Genomic DNA, 17992 nt, shown 5'->3' with positions numbered 1-17992 from the left:
CCATGACAGCCGGGAGGACTGGGCAGCCTCGCCGTTTCAGCCTTGGCACTCCCATCACGAGAGTGCCAGCTCATGTTTAGCACTCACCCTGGGAGAGTGCAAGCGCGCCCTCGGTCGGCGAGCCCCGCCGCACCCGTTGTTCCCCGTCCCGAGCCGCCCCCGCAACCGGCTGTGCGACCGTTCGTCCCCTGCTGTTCCCCTCGTCCGCGTCCGGCGGCACCGACAGCCGCTTCTAGGACATTTCGGATGCCTCCTGGACGCCCGCTGGCCGCCGGTGGACGTCGCTCCACGCCGGTGGACGCCCGGTCCTGAGGTAACCGAGAGGAGAAACCGGCACCCGCGGTGGCCAAGGCGCACCGAATGTCACGAAGCCCGCTCGGCGGACCGTCGCACCACGCCCCCGTGACCAGGGGTCAGGCACGGGGCCGTGGGCAGGCCTCAGGCGGCGGAGTCGTCGCCCAGGCCTGCGGCCTCGAAGGCGCGCAGGGAGGGCTTGATGGTGGCGGTGGGGCCACCGGTCTCGACCAGCGGGTCGAGGGTCTTCAGGCCGTCACCGGTGTTGTAGATGACGGTCTCGGCCTCGGGGTCGAGTAGGCCCTCGCGCAGCAGACGGCGCAGAGTCGCCACCGTGACGCCACCGGCGGTCTCCCCGAAGATCCCCTCGGTGCGGGCGAGCAGGCGCATGCCCTCGAGGATCTCGGGGTCGGTGACGTCGGTGATCGCGCCGCCGGTGCGGCGGGCGACGTCCAGGGCGTAGGGGCCGTCGGCGGGGTTACCGATGGACAGCGACTTGGCGATCGTCGACGGACGGACGGGGGCGACGGTGTCGACCCCGCGGCTGAAGGCGGCGGCGACGGGGTTGCAGCCGGCGGCCTGGGCGCCGAAGACCCGGTAGGGGGTCGGCTCGACCAGGCCGAGCTTGCCGAGCTCACCGAACGCCTTGTCGACCTTGGTCAGCAGCGAGCCGGACGCGATCGGCACGACGACCTGCTGGGGGAGCCGCCAGCCGAGCTGCTCGGCGACCTCGTAGCCCAGCGTCTTGGAACCCTCGGCGTAGAACGGGCGCACGTTGACGTTGACGAACGCCCACTCGTACTCGCCGGCCAGTTCGCTGCACAGCCGGTTGACATCGTCATAGGTGCCCTGGATGGCGACCAGGGTGCCGCCGTACACACCGGTGGAGACGGTCTTGCCGGCCTCGAGGTCGTGCGGGACGAGGACGACCGAGCGCAGCCCGGCACTGGCGGCGTGCGCGGCCACCGACTGGGCGAGGTTACCGGTGGACGCGCAGGCCACCGTGGTGAAACCAAGCTCACGGGCGGCGGACAGGGCGACCGAGACAACCCGGTCCTTGAACGAGTGGGTGGGGTTGGCGCTGTCGTCCTTGACGTACAGCGTCTTCATCCCGAGTTCGGCGGCCAGCCGCGGGGCGTGGCGCAGTGGCGTCCAGCCGGCACCGAGGGAGACCCGGCGGGACGGGTCGTGGCCGGCGGGCAGCAGGCCGACGTAACGCCACAGGTTGCGCGGGCCGGCCTCGATCGACTCCCGGGTGACCCGGCGCAGCAGGTCCGGGTCGTAGGAGATCTCCAGCGGGGCGAAGCACTCGACGCACACATGGCTCGGTGACAGCGGGTAGGTCGCTCCGCAGTGGCGACAGGACAGGCCGACGGCGGGGTTGGCCACGTCCAGGGCGGAGGCGGTGGCGCGCTCGGGCGCGAGAGTCATGGAGAAGCTCCTCATCTTTCCCGCGGCAACCTGCCACAGGTCGGAATTAGCACCTGCCGCGCACGCACAGCGTGCGGGTGGTTGCCGGGGCTTCGCCGGGCCGTTCCCTCTGCCCCTCTGGATGAGCCAGATGAAGTTGTCTGTCCGTACTGTAGACCGCGTGCCCGAGATCGTGCACCGATGTTTCCTGGTTCACGGTTGTGTGTCGCGTCAGCCAGTGTCCCACCGGGTGCCGTCCTAGGACCAGGGAGTTCATAACAGTGAGTGTCCGCGTCGTCTACACCGATCTTGACGGCACGATGGTCGGGCCCGGGGGCTGCTTCTTTCTCGCCGAGGGCGGGGGGGTGACCCTGGAGCCCGCGCAGGCGCTCATCGAGCTGCACACCGCGGGAGTCCTGCTGGTGCTGGTGAGCGGGCGCACCCGGCCGCAGCTGCTCGAGGCGGCGCAGATCTTCGGCGCGGACGGGTTCATCGGCGAGCTCGGTGCGATCGTCGGCTGGAACCGCGGGCGCGACAGCGAGATCCTGCGCGGTGCGATGCCGTCCGACTTCGACCAGGTCCCACCCGTCCTGCTGGACAAGCTGATCGACCGTCATCCCGGTGAGCTGGAGCTGCACACGCCCTGGCACACCGGGCGTGAGATCGATGTGATGCTGCGCGGGCGGATCGAGGTCGCCGAGGTCGACGCGTGGCTCACCGAGATCGGTTTCGGCTGGCTGAGCATGCGCGACAACGGGCTGATCTCGCCGTCGCACATGCCGCATCTCGGCGGCCAGCCGCACGTCTACCACCTGGTGCCAGACGGCGTCAGCAAGGGCGACGCCGTGGCCTACGACCTGCGCCGACGTGGGCTGTCGCCGACCGAGGCGATCGCGATCGGCGACTCGGCGAGTGATCTGGAGATGGCCGCGCACGTCGGTCGGATGCACCTGGTCGCCAACGCGCTGCGTCATCCCAGCATCCCCGGGCTGCTACCGAAGTACGACAACGTCACCATTGAGGACGGCTCCGTCGGCGCCGGTTGGGCCAATGCGGTGCGTCAGGCCATCGTCGACTGAGAGTCACCGAGGGTTGCCTCGGGTCGATGGTGCGTGGGCGGTGGCCGTCCGGCGAAAAGGCATCGGTACCAGCGAGAGACCAACATCTGGGCTGAGCGGTGCGCCGGAGCGGGCCTTCACGGCGGCGCAGATGGCCTACTCTCCGCTGTGTGCAACGCATGTCGGACGTCACACACAGCACCGCTGTGGCCCCTGCTTCCGTATCGGCGGACCCTGCCCCCGTGCCCCCGGATGCTGCGCCCGCGCCCCCGGAGCCTGTTCCCGCGCCCTCGGCTGCTACCGGGACGGCGCGGGTCCTCGTCGCGTCGAACCGTGGGCCGGTCGCGTTCGCCGATGGTCCGGACGGCGAGCTGCTGCTGCGACGTGGCGCCGGCGGGCTGGTGTCCGGGCTCGGGCAGGCGGCCGCCGACGCGCCGCCGGACGCCGACCGCCTGGTGTGGGTGTGCGCGGCCCTGGGGGACGCCGATCGGCGGGCGGCGAGCCGGGCGCCCGACGGGCGGCTCGACCGGGCTGGCTTCGACACCGGCCGCGCCGCGGTGCGCATCCTCGACATCGATCAGGAGATCTTCGACCGGGCCTACAACGCCGTGGCGAACCGGGTGCTGTGGTTCGTCCAGCATCTGTTGTACGCGCCGGCGTCGCAGCCGGTGTTCGGTGCGCGGTTTCGCCAGGACTGGGCCGCCTACCAGGCGTACAACGCGATGTTCGCCGAGGCGCTGGCGCAGGAGGCGGCGCCCGGAGCCTGCGTCCTCGTGCAGGACTACCACCTGATGCTCGTCCCCGGCCAGCTCCGTCGGATGCGCCCTGACCTGCGGATCGCCCACTTCAGTCACACCCCGTGGGCGCCACCGGACTACTTCCGGATTCTGCCCGACGACGTCCAGGCGCAGCTGCTGCACGGTCTGCTCGGCGCGGACCGACTGGGTTTTCTCACCGATGCCTGGGCCGACGCGTTCGAACGGTGCGCCGAGGCGCTGCCCGGTGTGGCCGTCCACGACCGTCAGGTGCGGGTACTGGCGCAGGCGGACGGGGCGCAGGCGGACGGGGTGGAGGCGGACGGGGGACGGCTGGTTCGGATCGGCGTCCATCCCCTGGGGGTGGACGTGGGGGAGTTGCGGGACCGGGCCGCGCAGGCGGATGTGGCCGGGCGGGCGGCGGAACTCGCGGCGCTCGCCGGCGGACGACGGCTGATCGTGCGGGTCGACCGGACGGAGCTGTCCAAGAACATCGTGCGGGGCCTGCTGGCCTACCGTGAGCTGCTGCGCGCCCAGCCGCGGTGGCGCGGGCAGGTGATGCACCTGGTGTGTGCCTATCCGTCGCGGCACAACCTGCCCGAGTACCGCGAGTACACCCAGGCGGTGCGTCGGCTCGCCGCCGAGATCAACGACGAGTTCGCCGAGGACGACTGGTGTCCCCTGCACCTGGAGGTGACCGACGACTATCCCCGCTCGATCGCGGCGCTGTCGCTGGCCGAGGTGCTGGTGGTCAACCCGGTCCGGGACGGGATGAACCTCGTGGCGAAGGAGGGGGCGGCGCTGTCCCGCCGCGACGCGGTGCTGGTGCTGTCCCGGGAGGCGGGGGCGTACGCCGAGATGGGTGGGGCCGCGCTGGTGGTCAACCCGTTCGATGTGCAGGCGACGGCGGCGGCCCTGCACACGGCGCTGATCATGCCGGCCGCGGAGCGACGGCGGCGAGCCGCGGAACTCGCCGCCGTCGCCGGCCGCCTCCCCCCGCGTATCTGGTTCACCGACCAGCTCGCGGCCCTGGCCGCCGCCCCCTGACCGGCGGGGCCTTCCCGGTCAGCGGCTCAGGCGCTCGATGAGGACCTCGAGCAGGGACACCATGCCGGCCGGGCCGCCGACGACGAGATCGGCCCGTTCCCGCACGGCGTTCGGCACCTCGGGGCTGTCGCTGCACACGGCGATCCCCGGCACACCGGTCGCCCGCAGCTCCTCGACGGCGTCGAACGCCGGCAGATCACCGAGATCGTCCCCGGCGACCAGCACCGAGCGCGCACCGCGGGTGGCCACGAGCTCCCGCAGCGCACCGCCCTTGTCGTGGCCCGGAGGACGTAGCTCGAGCACCCTTTTGCCGGGAGCCGCCTCCAGGCCGTTCTCCGTCGCGAGCGTGGTCAGCGCGGGGGAGAGCGCGGCGAGGGCCGCGTCCGGATCGGCCGCGCGGCGCACATGGACGACCAGCGCGTGGTGCTTGTCCTCGACGACGGTGCCGGGCGGCGCGTCCCGTAGCACCCCGGGCAGCGCCGCGCGCACGGCCGCGACACCGGGCAGCGGATCGGGGCTGGTGATCTCCCGTCGTTGGGAGTCCCAGCGCTGCAACCCGTACTGGCCGAGGATCACGAAGTCGCCGAGGTCGGCGAGCTTCTCCAGCCGGGTCAGTTCCAGCACCGCGGCCACCGGTCGGCCGGTGATGATGGCGACTGTGCCCACCAGCCGGGAGATCGCCAGCAGTGCCTCGACCGCCCCCGCCGCCGGAACGGCATCAGCGGGACGGGCGACGATCGGGGACAGGGTGCCGTCGTAGTCGAGGGCGACCAGCGCCCGCTGCGGGGCGGTCAGCAGGGCGGCGAGCCCTGCCCCGCCCGCGGGGGTGCGCGGCGCGGGCTGCGCGGGCTGGTCGGAGGCGGGCTCGTGGCGGGTGGATTCGGTCACGGGGCCTTCCCGGGTCGATGTCGGAATGGTCGAGTTCCGGCGGACACGCCCACTGTGGGATGTCGCGACCGGCGATCAGGCGATCATTTTTCCGGGTCTGCGGGGAAGTCGCGCGTAATGACGAGAATCAGCGGATCGTCGACGACGATGCGGGTCTCTGACCTGGGCACGATCTTTTCGATACCCGGGACGGAGTCCTTGAGGGTCTGGGCGGCCTGCTCCTGACCGTCGGCGTAGTACACGGTCGTGACCGGGACGTTGTAGGTCGACAGGAAGTTTCCCGTCCGCGAGACCGTGAAGCCGGTGTCGGTGAGCTTCCTGGCCGCGGCCTCGGCCAGGCCCTTGATCTGCGATTTGTTGAGCACCGCGATCGGGGTCGACACCGCGGCGCCCGGTCGTGCGCCCGGACCCGCGGCCGGCTGTTCGGGCGGCGGAGTCGGTGCCGGGGTGGTCCTGGCCGGATCGGGCCTCGCCGACGCCGACGGTGTCGCCGTCGGCGAGGCGGTGGCCGACCGGGCGGTCGAGGGCGACGTGGTGCCGAGGGCGGCGTCCAGCGGGGTGCGGCTCGGCGCCGCGGCGGACGCGTTCGGATCCTTCGTGGCGTCTTCCCCGTTGACCAGGTTCACGACCAGAATCCCGACGAGCACGGCGAGAATCGCGATGATCCCCGCCCACACGCCGCGTAGCCGCGACCCCCGCCCCGTCGGCGCGTGTCGCCGCCCCGGAGCACCTGTGCCATGCGCCATGCGGGAACTACTCCTCGTCCCGGTCGCGCCGGCCGGCTCGTGCCGCCCGCCGCTGCTCACGTAGCCGACGTAGCCGACGCACGAGCATCGGGTCGGTGACCAACGCCGCCTCGCTGTCGATCAGCCGGTTGAGAATCTGGTAGTACCGCGTCGACGAGAGGCCGAACTCGGCCCGGATCGCCTCTTCCTTCGCCCCCGGATGCCGCCACCACCCCTGCTCGAACGCCAGGATGCGAGCATCCCGCTCCGACAACCGAGGCTCGCGGACCTCCGGCCCCCCGGCCCGCTCGGCTTCACCAGCCCGCTCGGCTTCACCAGCCTGTTTGGCCTCACCAGCCTGTTTGGCCTGTTCCGCCTGTTCGGGTCGCTTCGGCTGCCCGGTGTCGCCGGGCTGCTCTACCAGTTCGGACGGGCTCGCCGGTGCGGGCCGCCCTGGTTGTTCGGGGTGCCCGGGGTGCTCCGGCCCCGCGGGCCGGTCAGGCTGGGCTGGCTGTTCGGAAGGTCGGGGTGCGGCGGCCTGCACGGTGCGACCTCCTCGAGACGCGGGTGGGACGACGGGCGCGACCGGACGTGGGTGAACCCCGCCCGGTATGACTCGACGCCCACTATTTCACCCCGTCGGTCCGACATCCTCGCTCCTCCCCACCCACGCGTCCCATCCACACACGTCCGGCCCACACGGCCCACCCACCTACGTCACCCACAGGAACGACAGCAGGATCACCATCCCGCCCGCCACCGTCCTGTCAGCACCTCTGATGTCGGTGGGCGCGGATCTTCGGGGATGTGCGCACTACGCTGACGGGGTGACGCGGCGCTTCACCCGGGTGCGGGAGGACTTCACCTGCCTCACCTGCGGGCTGGATGTGCAGGGTAACGGCTACAGCAATCACTGTCCGCGTTGCCTGTGGTCACGACACGTGGATCGCAACCCCGGCGACCGGGCGGAGGCGTGCGGCGGGGCCATGCGGCCGATCGCTGTCGAGTTCGGGGCGGACCGAGCGGTGCTCACCCATGCCTGTGAGCGCTGCGGGAACCGGCGTCGTTGCCGCACGTCAGCCGCGGACGACGGGGACGCGCTCCTCGCGGTGGCCGCGGCCGCCGCGGCCGAGGTGGAACGGACCGGTCAGCTGCCCCCGGCACCGTCGCGGCCGTCGTCAGCCGCCACCAGAACGCGCAGGTCACGGGGGCAGCGCGGGTAACACGGGCAGCGGCATCCATCCTGCCTGCCCCGGACGTCCGAACGCCCGAACGGTCCGGGCCCTGGGGGGGCGGCCGGGATCCGTCCGGGCGCTGTCCGGAACGTGCGCCGGACAGGTGCGGGACGTGGCGCCGGACAGGTGTGGGACGTGGCGCCGTGCTGGTCGGGGATGTGTGGGCCGGACTGGCCCGGGGCCTGGGACCCGGGGCGTGGGGTCTGGGTGATGGGCCGGTCCGGCGGTCGGGTGGGTCGGACGGTCAGGGGTAGAGGCCGCGGGTGCGGTGGGCCTCGGCTACTCGGCTCACGCCGATGCAGTGGGCGGCGTTGCGCATGCTGATGCCCTGGGTCGTGGCCAGCATGGCGACCTCGCTGTAGGCGCGTTCCATCAGGGCCGCGAGGCGGTCGTTGACCTCGTCCTCGGACCAGAAGTACGCCTGGATGTCCTGCACCCACTCGAAGTAGGAGACGGCGACACCGCCACCGTTGGCCAGGATGTCCGGGACGATCAGGATGCCGCGGTCGTCGAGGATGCGGTCGGCCTCGGCGGTGATCGGGCCGTTGGCGCCCTCGACGATGATCTTGGCGCGGACGCGGTCGGCGTTCTCGATGGTGATGACGCCTTCGAGTGCGGCGGGGATGAGTACGTCGACGCCCAGTTCGATCAGGTCGTCGTTGGTGATGCTGTCGGTGCCGGGGAAGCCGACGACGGTCTCGGCGCCGTCGGCGAGGTGGCGGATGAGGGCCGCGGGGTTGAGGCCCTGCGGGTTGTGGACGCCACCCTTGACGTCCGAGACGGCGACGACCCGGCAGCCGGCGTCGTGCAGGTACTGGGCGGCGAGCGCCCCGACCTTGCCGAAGCCCTGGATGGCGACCGTCGTCTCGTGCGGGTCGCGCCCGGTCTGGCGCAGCGCGGCGAAGACCGCGAGCTGCACACCACGGCTGGTCGCCCCGGCCCGACCGGCGGAACCGCCGATCGACAGGGGCTTGCCGGTCACGACGCCGGTGGCGATGTGGCCGGTGTGGGTCGAGTAGGTGTCCATGATCCAGGCCATGGTCTGTTCGTCGGTGCCGACGTCGGGGGCCGGGATGTCCTTCTCCGGGCCGATCAGTGGTACCAGTTCGGCCGCGTAACGGCGGGTCATCCGCTCGCGCTCCTGACGCGAGAGCATCCCCGGCTCCACCGCGATGCCGCCCTTGGCGCCGCCGTAGGGGATCCCCATCAGCGCGCACTTCCAGGTCATCCACATCGCCAGGGCCTTGACCTCGTCGAGGTCGGTGCTGGGGTGGTAGCGGATGCCGCCCTTGCCCGGACCGCGGGCGAGGTTGTGCTGGACGCGGTAGCCGGTCAGCACCATCAGCTGCCCGTCGTCCCGTAGCAGGGGCACGCTGACGGTGATCGACCGTCGAGGCGTGCGGAGCAGTTCGTGCATTCCGTCGTCGAGACCCAGATGCTGGGCCGCGTTCGCCAGTTGAACGCAGGCCGTGTCCCATGCTGAGCCGGATCCGAGGATCACAGGCACCTCCACGGCGCGTTTCGAGTCACCCTCCGCCGTCGGACGCGCCGCCCGGTCCGCCGGCCACGCCGTGCTCCGTTGCACGCCATGGGCAGTGACTCGATATGGCGGAAACAATAGGTGACAGCGGCGGGAGTCCGCCGAGCGCATCGGGGTGAGCCATCGCGCATCACGGGCCCCGGGTACGTTCGCGGACGTGCGTGCGCGCCGATCGGCCTTCCTGCCCGGGCCACGTCGCCCGCCGCCGCCGCCTCCCTCGGCCACCGCGGCGCCGTCCGCCGGGGGGACCAGCGCGTCCACCGCGTCCACCGGCCCAGGCCGGACAGCTCCGGGCTGCCCGCGCGCAGGCGCCGGTCGGCTGGTGGCGGCCTGGCTGGTCACGCGTGCCCTGCTCACTGTCCTGGTACTGACCGGGCAGACGTTCGGTGCCCAGCAGAACGTGCGGGGGGACCTGCGGATCTACGCGGACTGGGCGAGCACTCTCGGTCACGGCGGCGGGCTGCCGGTGGGGGACGAACGGTGGCAGTACCCGCCGGCGGCGGCGGTCGTGTTCGTCCTGCCGGAGCTCGCGCACACACTTTCGGCGTTGTCCTATCGGGTGGCATTCGTCGGCCTGGCCCTGCTGGTCGACGCGGCGGTCACGGTCGCCCTGGCGCGTCGCGGGCGGGACGCCGCCTGGTTCTGGACGCTCGGCCTGACCGCGCTCGGGCCGGTGGCACTGGCCCGTTTCGATCTGCTGCCGGCCGCCGCCGCACTGGCCGCCGTGCTCGCCGTCGCCCGTGGACGTCCCGGCCGGGCCGGGTTCGCGATCGGCGTCGGCGCGGCGTGCAAGGTCTGGCCGGTGCTGATGCTCGTCGCGCTGCCCCGTCCGATGTCATGGGCGCCGTTGCGTCGCCTGCTCGGCGGGCTGGTGGGCGCGGTGGTGATGTTCGGTGCGGTACTGGTGGCCACGGGATGGTGGCGGGACGCCTTCGGCTTCGTCGGCGCCCAACAGGCGCGCGGCCTACAGGTCGAATCGGTCGCGGCGACCCCGTTCGTGCTCGTCCACATGGCCGGTGGGCCGGGTCCGCGGTACTCCTACGGCTCCCTGCAGTTCGACGGACCATGGGCCCGGGCCGTCGCGACGGCCTGTTCGCTGACCGAGGTCGTGGTGATCGTCGCCGCGGCGCTGTGGTGGTGGCTACGCGCCGTACCACCCACCGAGTGGCCGTTCGCTCCCAGGCGGCCGTCCGCTTCCGGGCTGACGGAGGCTGGGCTGTCCGAGGCGGGGTCGGCGGGTGCGCGGGCGGTCGCGGAGGTGCTGGCCAGCCGGGCGTTGGCGTTGGTGCTGGTGGTGGTCGTCACCGCCCGGGTGCTGAGCCCGCAGTACCTCGTCTGGCTGCTGGCGCTGGCCGCCGCGGTGATCGCCGTGCGGCCGGCCGGTGGGCCCGGTGGGCTTGGTGAAGGGGCGGGGAGTCGTCCCGTACGAGCGGCGGCGCGTCGGGGCGGACGGGTGGCGGTGGGTCTGCTGGCCGTGGCCGCGGTGTCCCAGCTGATCTATCCGTGGCGGTACAACGACGTCGTCCAGGGCCGGATCGTGCTCAGCGTGCTGCTGGTGCTCCGCAACCTGGGGATGGTCATCGTGTGCTGGTGGGCGCTGCGGGCTGTCGCCGGGCCGCCACCATCGCGGCGCGGCCGCCCCCCAGCACGGCCGATGCCACCACCGTGACCAGCAGCGCCAGCCCGACCGGCCCCAGTAGCCGCCACGTCGCGGCCAGTGGCGACAGCGTCGCCAGGCACAGCCACACCGACGCCACGATGGCCCCCAGCGCCGCCGCACCGAGCGGACCGGTCGCGGCGAGGGTGCGCGTCCGCGCGGGCAGTTCGGTGCGCAGCACGGCGAGGATGGCCAGCGCCGGCAGGCAGGCCGCCAGATACCAGGGATAGACCACCGGATTGGCCAGGGCCACCGCCAGCCCGCCGTACCCGACCACCGCGAGATCAGGCCGGACCATCCCGGGTGCCGCGTCGTCCGAGGTGGGCGTGGGGGTGCGGCGCCAGGCGCGCAGGACGAGCCCGACGAGGAACACGGCCGCCAGAGCCAGGCACAGGTCACGCGACGCCTTCAGAGTCGTCTCGGCGGCGGTGTGGATGCCGACGAGGCCGAGCAGCGCGTGGACGGCGTGGGCGAGCAGTGAGGCGGGGGCGATGCCGGTGCTCAGGGCACCGGAGGTCGCCAGGGCGTGCACCCAGGTGGGCCCGAATCCGGCGGCGACCGTGCACAGGGCGGTGGCCACCGCGATGGCCACGACGTCCGCCGCGAGCCGGATCATGGCGTCCGGTACCGGCCGCGGGCCGCGCCGGGCGTCGAGCAGATGGGCGACGACCAGCCAGACGACCACCGGCAGCACCGTCACCTTCACGTTCCCGGCGAGTGCGGCGAGCCCCGTCGCCCCGGCCCCCACCAGTACGGCCGCCCACCGGCCGCCGCCGTCGGTCCTGGCGGCGTCCCGCGTCCGGCCCTGGAGCAGGAGCGCGGCGACGACAAGGGCCGCGGCGGCCGCGTCCAGGTGGGCGCCGCCGACAAGATGGACGGCGAGCACCGGGTTCGCGGCGACCAGCACCGCGACGACCGCGCGTCGCCGCGGGTCACGGCCCGCCAGCCGCAGCGCGCCGGCGATCAGGGCGAGGACGGCGACCACGGCGAACACCCGCAGCGTCACGACCGTCCCGGCTGGTCCGCCGCCCACCACCGCGGCGACCTTCTCCACGGCCACGGCCGCGCCGCCGTAGGGGCTGTGGGTGAGCGTCCAGCGGGGGTCGACGGCGCGGACGAACACCGGTCCCGATCCGTCCACGGCACCGGACGTCGCGAGGGCCGCGATGCCGTGCCTGGCCGGGTCCAGGCCGAGACGGGCGAGTTCCCCCTGACCCGCATAGGCGTAGACGTCCCGGCTGAAAAGAGGCGGACCGAGGGCGAAGGGAAGGGTCCAGGCGAACGCGGCGGCCAGGCCCGTTCGGGTGGGTACGCGGCCGGCCAGGGCGGCATATCCGAGGGCCGCCCAGCATCCACACAGAGTGATGATCCCCAGGGCGGACAATCCGGCCAGGATGCCCCTCGTGGTCTCGCCCGGTGGTGCCGATGGGAGAATTCCCCACCAGGACGTCGGGTCGGTGACGTTCAGATCACGTGGCCCGAGCCGTCCTTCGGTGATCATGGCTGTGGCCGCGGCGATAGCACCGGCGATGACCAGTGCGAGGACCCAGACCGGCGTGGTGACGTCCGCGGCCCGTTCGCCCAGGGGCGGGTCGCCGGGAGATGATCGGTGCGATACGGCGGACGGACCGTCGGCGATGGCGGGGGAGGACGCGTGTGACTGCGCTCGCCTCGACCGGAGCTGCCGTACCCGCCGACCCCGACGCGGCGTCGGCTCCGCCCCCGGGGGGCGTCCCTGCTCCCCAGACCGCTGCGGTGTCCCTGCCGGAGCCGGTCGGGACGGGGTCCGCGCCGCTGGGCGAGACCGGGCTTCGGGCGGCTCCACCTGGCCAGGCCCCTTTCCTTGCGCTTGGGTCGTCGCGACGCCGCGGGCGGTTCGTCCGCGGCCTGACCGTGCTGGTCGCGATCGTCCGCCGTTGGCCGTGGACGCTGACCGCCGCACTGTGCGTGCTGTGCCTGGGTCTGGCGGTGACCGGCCCCGACACACCCGCCCAGGAATACCGTGTGTGGCTGTTCCGCCACGGAGGGCCCGTCCTCTGGGACGACCAATGGTACGGCGGACATACCATACCCGGGTACAGTGTGCTGTTCCCGCCGCTGGGTGCGCTGCTCGGGGCGGAGCTGCTGGGCGCGCTGTCGTGCCTCGCGTCCACGGTCATCGTCACCCGCCTGTTGCGGGGCCCGCGGGCGCGCGGCGGTCATGACCTGGTGCTGGTCTGGTTCGCCGCGGCCACCGTGGCCAACCTCGTGGTCGGGCGGATGCCCTTCGCCCTCGGGATGGCCTTCGGCGCGCTGGCGCTGCTGGGCGCCCGGGAGCGACGCACCCGGCTGACCTGGGCCGGCGCGGTGCTGTCGTCGCTGGCCTCGCCGCTCGCCGCCGGGTTCGTGCTGCTGGTCGGGCTCGCACTGCTGGCGACCCTCGGCTGGCGGCGTGTGGTCCCGTTCGCCGGCGCCCTCGCCGGCATCATCGTCGCGCTCGCCTTCCCCGAGGACGGCTACCAGCCGTTCCCCGCCATCACCTACCTGTCGCTGCTGGCGTTGATCGGGGTGGGGCTGCTCGTCGTCCCACCGCAGGCCCGGGCGATCCGGCACGGTCTGCTGCTGTGGGCCGCCGCCGCGACCCTGTTCTTCTTCGTCCCCACCCAGATCGGCGGGAACATCACCCGCCCGGCCACCCTGCTGGCCGGCCCCGCCGCGGCGCTGCTGCTCGCCGACCGCCGCCGGGTACTCGCCCTCGTCGCCATCCCGCTGCTCGGCTGGCAGATCGGCCCGATCCACGGTGCCCTGCTCACCCGGGGCGACCCGTCCGCCAGGTCGAGTTACTACACCGGCCTGCTCGACTACCTCGACCGGGGCACGCCCGTCCCCGCCGGACGCGTCGAGGTGCCGTTCACCGAGGCCCACTGGGAGGCCCGCTACGTCGCGCCGTCCGTGCCGATGGCCCGCGGCTGGCTACGCCAACTCGACAGCAAGTACAACTCCCTGTTCTACGACGGGACGTTGAGCGCCGCGACCTACCATCGTTGGCTGCTCGCCCGTGGCATCCGCTACGTGGCCCTGCCCGACGTCGACCTCGACCCGTCCGCCGTCGCGGAAGCGGCCCTGCTGCGCGCCGGTCTGCCCTACCTCGATCTCGCCTGGCAGGACGCTCACTGGAAGGTCTGGCTGGTCAAGGACTCACCCGGTCTGGTGCAGGGCCCGGCGAGTCTGACCGAACTGGGTGTGAGCTCCATCGGCGTCGACTTCCGTTCCCCCGGCATCGCCACCGTCCTGGTCCACTACACCCCCTACTGGCGGCTCTCCCAGGGCCAGGCCTGCGTCTTTCGCGCCGCCGGCGGCTGGACCGGCATCGTCACCGAATCCTCCGGTCCCGTCCGCCTCACCGCCCGCCTCTCGGTCGACGGCCTCACCCGGGCCAGCGCCCTGGACTGTCCCGTCGACCAGCGCATCTCCTGACCAGCAGGGCGGCCCGCTTCGTCATCATGGCCGGATCATGGCCGGATCATGGCCGGATCGCGGCCGGATCGCGGACAAGATCACGACATGCCGAGGGTTGTTCAAGGATTCCGGCCTCGGCGCACCGAACAGTCCTCGGCATCCGACCGAACAGCCCTCGGCATCCGGCCGCGGCCCGGCGTGACGGCCCGGCGTGACGGCTCCATGCGGGCCGGGGGTGCCGGACCGACTCGGGTGCCGTCAGGTTGGCTCGTCGAGGCGGACGATGCGAAGGCCCGCGTGGGCGAGGATGGTCGGCATGGTGCGGATGACCTCGCGGTCGCGTTCGCGGTCGACCTCGGTGAGGGCCTCCCAGTCGACCATGGAGGGGTGGCGGCGATCCGAGCCGCTGTCCTGACGGACGGGGCCGAAACGGTAGCCCTGGGCGGTGCGTTCTCGCAGCCAGCGTTCGTGTTCCAGGTGGGCGAGGCGTTCGACTTCGGCGTCGGTGAAGGCGAAGGCGGTGTCGGCGGTGCCGGCGGGCAGCAGCATCAGGTGCTGCGCGCGCAGGATCTCACCGAAGCCGGCGACCTGATCCCGGTTGGAGGCGCGCAGGTCGTCGGGTAGCTCGTCCCAGGGGACCATCGAGCGGCGGGAGCCCAGCTCCGCTCCGCGCCGCAACTCGGAGTCGAGGAACCTGGCGTGGGAGGTCTGCGCGAACCGTTCGATCAGATCGGTGTCGCCAAGGTCGATGGGGAGCGCTTCATCGTTCACGGCGAAGAACCGTACGCCGCCCTGGAGATCCTCGAGCAGCGGGCGGGGGCTGGTCGGTGGCTGGTGCGCGGAGCCGGGCTGGCCGAAGACCTCCTGGAGGCTGAGCTGACGGTCGGTGCACACAACGACGGTGCTGCGGCCGACGCCGAACCGGTCGTTGACGAGCTGAGCGGCGTCCAGGCCGGAGAGCAGGGCCTTTTCCTCGTCGTCCTGGCAGACGTAGATGAACTCGGGCGGACCCCCCGGACCACCCGGACCCCCTGACCCCGGCGGACTGTCCGGGCCGTCGGAGCCCTCCGGTGGGTCTGGGCGGGCGGCGGCGAGGACAGCCGGCGTCAGCTCACCGTGCGGGGTGTCATGGCCGGTGAGGTGGATACGGGCCAGGGCCGGCTCGCGGGTTCGTAGTGCGGCCAGCTGGGCGGTGGCGGTCGGGTCGGACACGGCGATGGGCAGCAGTGGCCCGTTCGGGCCAGCGTAGGACGACCAGCGACGGGCCAGTTCGAGGACGAGGGCCCGGCCGAGGCGGGACAGACCGAGAACCACCAGCGGGGCCGGGGCTGGCCTGGGCGACGGTGGTGGGGGAGGCGTCGGGCCGTCAGCGGGATCGGCGCTGGCCCAGTCCGGGGGGTGTCGGGCGAGCATGGCGTGCGCGCCCAGCACCTCGACGGCGAAGAAGTCGAGGCGGAAACCGGTGTCGTCGCTGAGGCCGATCCGCCGGGCGCGCAGATGGGGGATCAGGGAGAGATCGCCCACCTGGGCCAGGCAGCGCAGTGGCTGGTCCCCGCGGGCGGCGGCGAGGCGCCGGGCGGCCAGAGCGATGGCCAGGTTGGCGGAGGTGTCCGGTAGGCAGCCGTAGACGACCTCGGCCCGGGCGATGCCGGCCTGGGCGAGGACCAGCGGCTCCATCGGATCGCCGACGACCCGCAGCAGCCCGGGTGGGAGTTCGGTGTCCGGGTACTCCCGCTCGGCGTCCTCGGCGACCAGCACCACCCGTCTGGACCAGGAGAGCCGGTCGACGAGGGCGGTCGCGGTCGGGCCGCAGCCGCAGACGACCACGTGATGGCGGGCGCGGCGGGCCCGGAAACGCTCGAACCGCTGCGCGAAGACGGTGCTGACGGCATCGGCGACACCGACCGCGGTGGCGATCGGCGCGAGAAAGCGGGCGATCTCCAACGACAACGGGTAGTGACCGAGATCCTGGAAGATCGTGCCGTCCGCGATGAACAGGGTGGCGGCGAAGAACACGACGTTCGGCCAGCTGAACGTCGCCGGGTCGGCGTGGAACTCCCGGTAGGCGCCGATCAGACCGAGGGTGAAGGCGATGATCCCGAGCACGGCGAACGCGCCGAGCAGGTGATGTCGTAGCCATCGGGCCAGCCGTCCAGCCAGCGCGAGCGGAGCCGCTGTCGCGGGATGCGGCCGGTTTCCCTGCCGGCCGGAGGTCACCGCCCGGCGGGTTCGGACACCAGATCGGCGACGACGATGGTGGTGTCATCCCGGGCCCCGGCGAGCAGCGCGGCCTCTACCAGCGCGTCCGCGGCCCGTTCCGGCGGCTCGGAACCGAGTTCGCTGAGCAGGCCGTCGAGCTGCTCGGGTGACATCACCTTGGTGATGCCGTCGCTGGCCAGGACGACTCGGTCCCCGGCGCGGACCGGTTCGCTGAAGATGTCGGCCTCGATCTCGTCGGCCAGGCCCACGGCGTTGAGCAGCGGGCCGTTGCGGATCGCGTGCGGGGTGGTGAGCGCACGGGGTCGACCCCGCCCCGGCTGCAGCCAGACCGAGCTGTCCCCGACGTGGGCGACGGTGAGGAACTCCCCGGTGCTCTGCTGCCGGCCGAGGATGACGACGTCCAGCGTGCAGGCCATACCCAGCCAGGTCGGTTCCTCGCGGGCCCGTCGACGCACCTCATGGTTGGCGCGTGCGACCGCGCGGCGCAGACCGACCAGCGGATCATCGGCGTACTGCGGACGGAAACCGGCGACGGTGGTGACGGTCAGCGTCGAGGCGATCTGGCCGGCCGCCTCGCCACCCACCCCGTCCGCCACGGCGAGCAGGCCGTCGACGACGACGAAGGCGTCCTCGTTGGGACCGCCGCGCTTGCCTCGCCTGGTCCGCCCGGCGGCGGCCAGGCGCAGCGGGGCGGCCGTGGTGCGCTCCGGCTCGGTCGCGATCAGGTCCGCGGCCTGCTCCCGAGGCGGGCCTGACGAGATCGTCGCCGCGGTGGAGCTGGCCTCCCAGCGTGGGTCCACCCCGTCCGTACGGCGGGGGCCGGTGCCAGCGATGCCCGCCGGGACCGGCGCGCCCTCGGCGGGGGTGACCGGCGGCACGGGCGGCGGCGTGCGGGCCGTGCGCGGCGGTGCGAGGGGGTGCTCGCCGGTCTGGGGGTCGAAGTAGCGGGTCGCGTTCTCCCGCTCGTCCTCGTAGGAGGGCAGCTGATGCGGCGGTGTGGCCGGCGGTGGCGTCCAACCGGTCTTGTCCGGATCGCGAGTGTCGTCGTATCCGCCGTGTGGCACCTGCGCGGTCACGTCCCCTCCCCCTGGTGCGCCCGCATTGCTGCCGCTGTCGATGTGCCCCGACCATCCGGCTGACTGCCCAGATCGCGGGTCGTGGACCGGGGCGACCCCGATGCCCCAGTCTTCATGATCGTCCCATGGGTTGGCGGCTTGCGCCGACGGCGTGTCGGCGTCGGCCGAGCTGGACACCGGCGTGGCCGTGGCCGCGGCCCGCCCGGGGCCGGGGGTGGCGGGGGGGCCTGCCGTGGCGGCCGCCGGCACCGCCACCGTGGGTGCCACGCCGGTGTCAGCGAGATCATCGGGAGCGGGCGGTGGCGTCGCGCTGCCCGCGGGCTCGTTGATCGGCACTGTGCCGGACGGATGGCGCTGCCGGTCAAGACCGCGAGCATGGCGCTGGCCGGTGCTGCGGGGAGGCCGCTTGCTGAGGACTCCGAAGACCACCGCGGCCACCAGCACCACGACGATCAGCATGATCGGCACCAGCGTGCTACCCATGGCCTCCGTCCTCGCCGAACCAGTTCACGATCACGCTGTCGGACGTGTCGCCGGGTGTCGCTCCTTCATACCCAAAGGCACCGCCGAGCCGAAGGCCCCACGCATGTCACGACACCGACACAGACGTGCGTGCACGACCGCGAGGTGTCCGACGTGCGCTCCAGGA

Annotated in this window: 13 protein-coding genes and 1 riboswitch; of the genes, 5 read left to right on the top strand and 8 right to left on the bottom strand. The window is 72.7% G+C overall.

Features of this window, described 5'->3' with window-relative positions; genetic code table 11:
* Positions 1-438 precede the first annotated feature (438 nt).
* Positions 439-1725, bottom strand: a complete 1287-nt coding sequence (gene thrC / locus MXD59_RS01315; RefSeq protein WP_163550659.1) for a threonine synthase — start codon at positions 1723-1725, stop codon at positions 439-441.
* An 8-nt stretch (positions 1726-1733) separates the two neighbouring features.
* A riboswitch (SAM riboswitch) is annotated at positions 1734-1853 on the bottom strand.
* Between the two features lie 132 nt (positions 1854-1985).
* Between thrC and MXD59_RS01310 the strand changes: the two genes are divergently transcribed.
* Together MXD59_RS01310 and MXD59_RS01305 are read left to right on the top strand one after the other, a co-directional pair.
* Positions 1986-2783, top strand: a complete 798-nt coding sequence (locus tag MXD59_RS01310) for an HAD family hydrolase (RefSeq protein WP_248823087.1) — start codon at positions 1986-1988, stop codon at positions 2781-2783.
* A gap of 158 nt (positions 2784-2941) precedes the next feature.
* A complete protein-coding gene (locus tag MXD59_RS01305) occupies positions 2942-4564 on the top strand; it encodes an alpha,alpha-trehalose-phosphate synthase (UDP-forming) (protein WP_372511849.1) in 1623 nt (540 codons plus the stop codon).
* A gap of 18 nt (positions 4565-4582) precedes the next feature.
* Here MXD59_RS01305 and otsB read toward each other — a convergent pair whose 3' ends face one another.
* The 3 genes from otsB to MXD59_RS27190 all read right to left on the bottom strand — a co-directional run bounded on the left by otsB (position 4583) and on the right by MXD59_RS27190 (position 6721).
* Entirely contained in the window at positions 4583-5452 is an 870-nt protein-coding gene (otsB, locus tag MXD59_RS01300; RefSeq protein WP_248823085.1) for a trehalose-phosphatase, read from the bottom strand.
* 83 nt (positions 5453-5535) lie between these two features.
* On the bottom strand, positions 5536-6198 hold the full coding sequence (locus MXD59_RS01295; RefSeq protein WP_248823084.1) for a LytR C-terminal domain-containing protein: 663 nt from the start codon (positions 6196-6198) through the stop codon (positions 5536-5538).
* 7 nt (positions 6199-6205) lie between these two features.
* On the bottom strand, positions 6206-6721 hold the full coding sequence (locus MXD59_RS27190; RefSeq protein ID WP_372511848.1) for a DUF3263 domain-containing protein: 516 nt from the start codon (positions 6719-6721) through the stop codon (positions 6206-6208).
* A 67-nt stretch (positions 6722-6788) separates the two neighbouring features.
* Here MXD59_RS27190 and MXD59_RS01285 point away from each other — a divergent pair, with 67 nt between their 5' ends.
* Entirely contained in the window at positions 6789-7400 is a 612-nt protein-coding gene (locus MXD59_RS01285; protein WP_308301612.1) for an RNHCP domain-containing protein, read from the top strand.
* Between the two features lie 256 nt (positions 7401-7656).
* On the opposite strand, the gene MXD59_RS01280 is transcribed toward MXD59_RS01285, so the two are convergent.
* Entirely contained in the window at positions 7657-8913 is a 1257-nt protein-coding gene (locus tag MXD59_RS01280; protein ID WP_248811232.1) for a Glu/Leu/Phe/Val family dehydrogenase, read from the bottom strand.
* 196 nt (positions 8914-9109) lie between these two features.
* Here MXD59_RS01280 and MXD59_RS01275 point away from each other — a divergent pair, with 196 nt between their 5' ends.
* Positions 9110-10621, top strand: coding sequence for a glycosyltransferase family 87 protein (locus MXD59_RS01275; protein WP_248823082.1), 1512 nt, complete (start codon positions 9110-9112; stop codon positions 10619-10621).
* On the opposite strand, the gene mptB is transcribed toward MXD59_RS01275, so the two are convergent.
* Entirely contained in the window at positions 10530-12110 is a 1581-nt protein-coding gene (gene mptB, locus MXD59_RS01270) for a polyprenol phosphomannose-dependent alpha 1,6 mannosyltransferase MptB (protein WP_248823081.1), read from the bottom strand. The genes MXD59_RS01275 and mptB overlap by 92 nt on opposite strands.
* A 155-nt stretch (positions 12111-12265) precedes the next feature.
* On the opposite strand from mptB, the gene MXD59_RS01265 reads away from it, so the two are divergent.
* The gene (locus tag MXD59_RS01265) at positions 12266-14065 is read left to right on the top strand and encodes a hypothetical protein (RefSeq protein WP_372511847.1); all 1800 of its coding nucleotides are present in this window, start codon (positions 12266-12268) and stop codon (positions 14063-14065) included.
* 240 nt (positions 14066-14305) lie between these two features.
* Here MXD59_RS01265 and MXD59_RS01260 read toward each other — a convergent pair whose 3' ends face one another.
* Both MXD59_RS01260 and MXD59_RS01255 read right to left on the bottom strand, forming a co-directional pair.
* On the bottom strand, positions 14306-16264 hold the full coding sequence (locus tag MXD59_RS01260; protein WP_248823080.1) for an NAD-binding protein: 1959 nt from the start codon (positions 16262-16264) through the stop codon (positions 14306-14308).
* Positions 16261-17826, bottom strand: a complete 1566-nt coding sequence (locus tag MXD59_RS01255) for a PP2C family protein-serine/threonine phosphatase (RefSeq protein WP_248823079.1) — start codon at positions 17824-17826, stop codon at positions 16261-16263. Before MXD59_RS01255 ends, MXD59_RS01260 begins: the two co-directional genes overlap by 4 nt.
* Positions 17827-17992: the final 166 nt, after the last annotated feature.

It is taken from the genome of Frankia umida, assembly GCF_023242945.1.
Lineage (GTDB): Bacteria > Actinomycetota > Actinomycetes > Frankiales > Frankiaceae > Frankia > Frankia umida.
Note: the sequence above shows the minus strand (reverse complement) of the source record. Positions and strands in the feature narration are given on the sequence as shown.

What these genes read in the sequence shown, in the direction of transcription:
- MXD59_RS01285 (WP_308301612.1), top strand. Translation starts at nt 6,789, where the DNA reads ATGACTCGACGCCCACTATTTCACCCCGTCGGTCCGACATCCTCGCTC.
- MXD59_RS01255 (WP_248823079.1), bottom strand. Translation starts at nt 17,826, where the DNA reads ATGGGTAGCACGCTGGTGCCGATCATGCTGATCGTCGTGGTGCTGGTG.
- MXD59_RS01305 (WP_372511849.1), top strand. Translation starts at nt 2,942, where the DNA reads ATGTCGGACGTCACACACAGCACCGCTGTGGCCCCTGCTTCCGTATCG.
- thrC (WP_163550659.1), bottom strand. Translation starts at nt 1,725, where the DNA reads ATGACTCTCGCGCCCGAGCGCGCCACCGCCTCCGCCCTGGACGTGGCC.
- mptB (WP_248823081.1), bottom strand. Translation starts at nt 12,110, where the DNA reads ATGATCACCGAAGGACGGCTCGGGCCACGTGATCTGAACGTCACCGAC.
- MXD59_RS01295 (WP_248823084.1), bottom strand. Translation starts at nt 6,198, where the DNA reads ATGGCGCATGGCACAGGTGCTCCGGGGCGGCGACACGCGCCGACGGGG.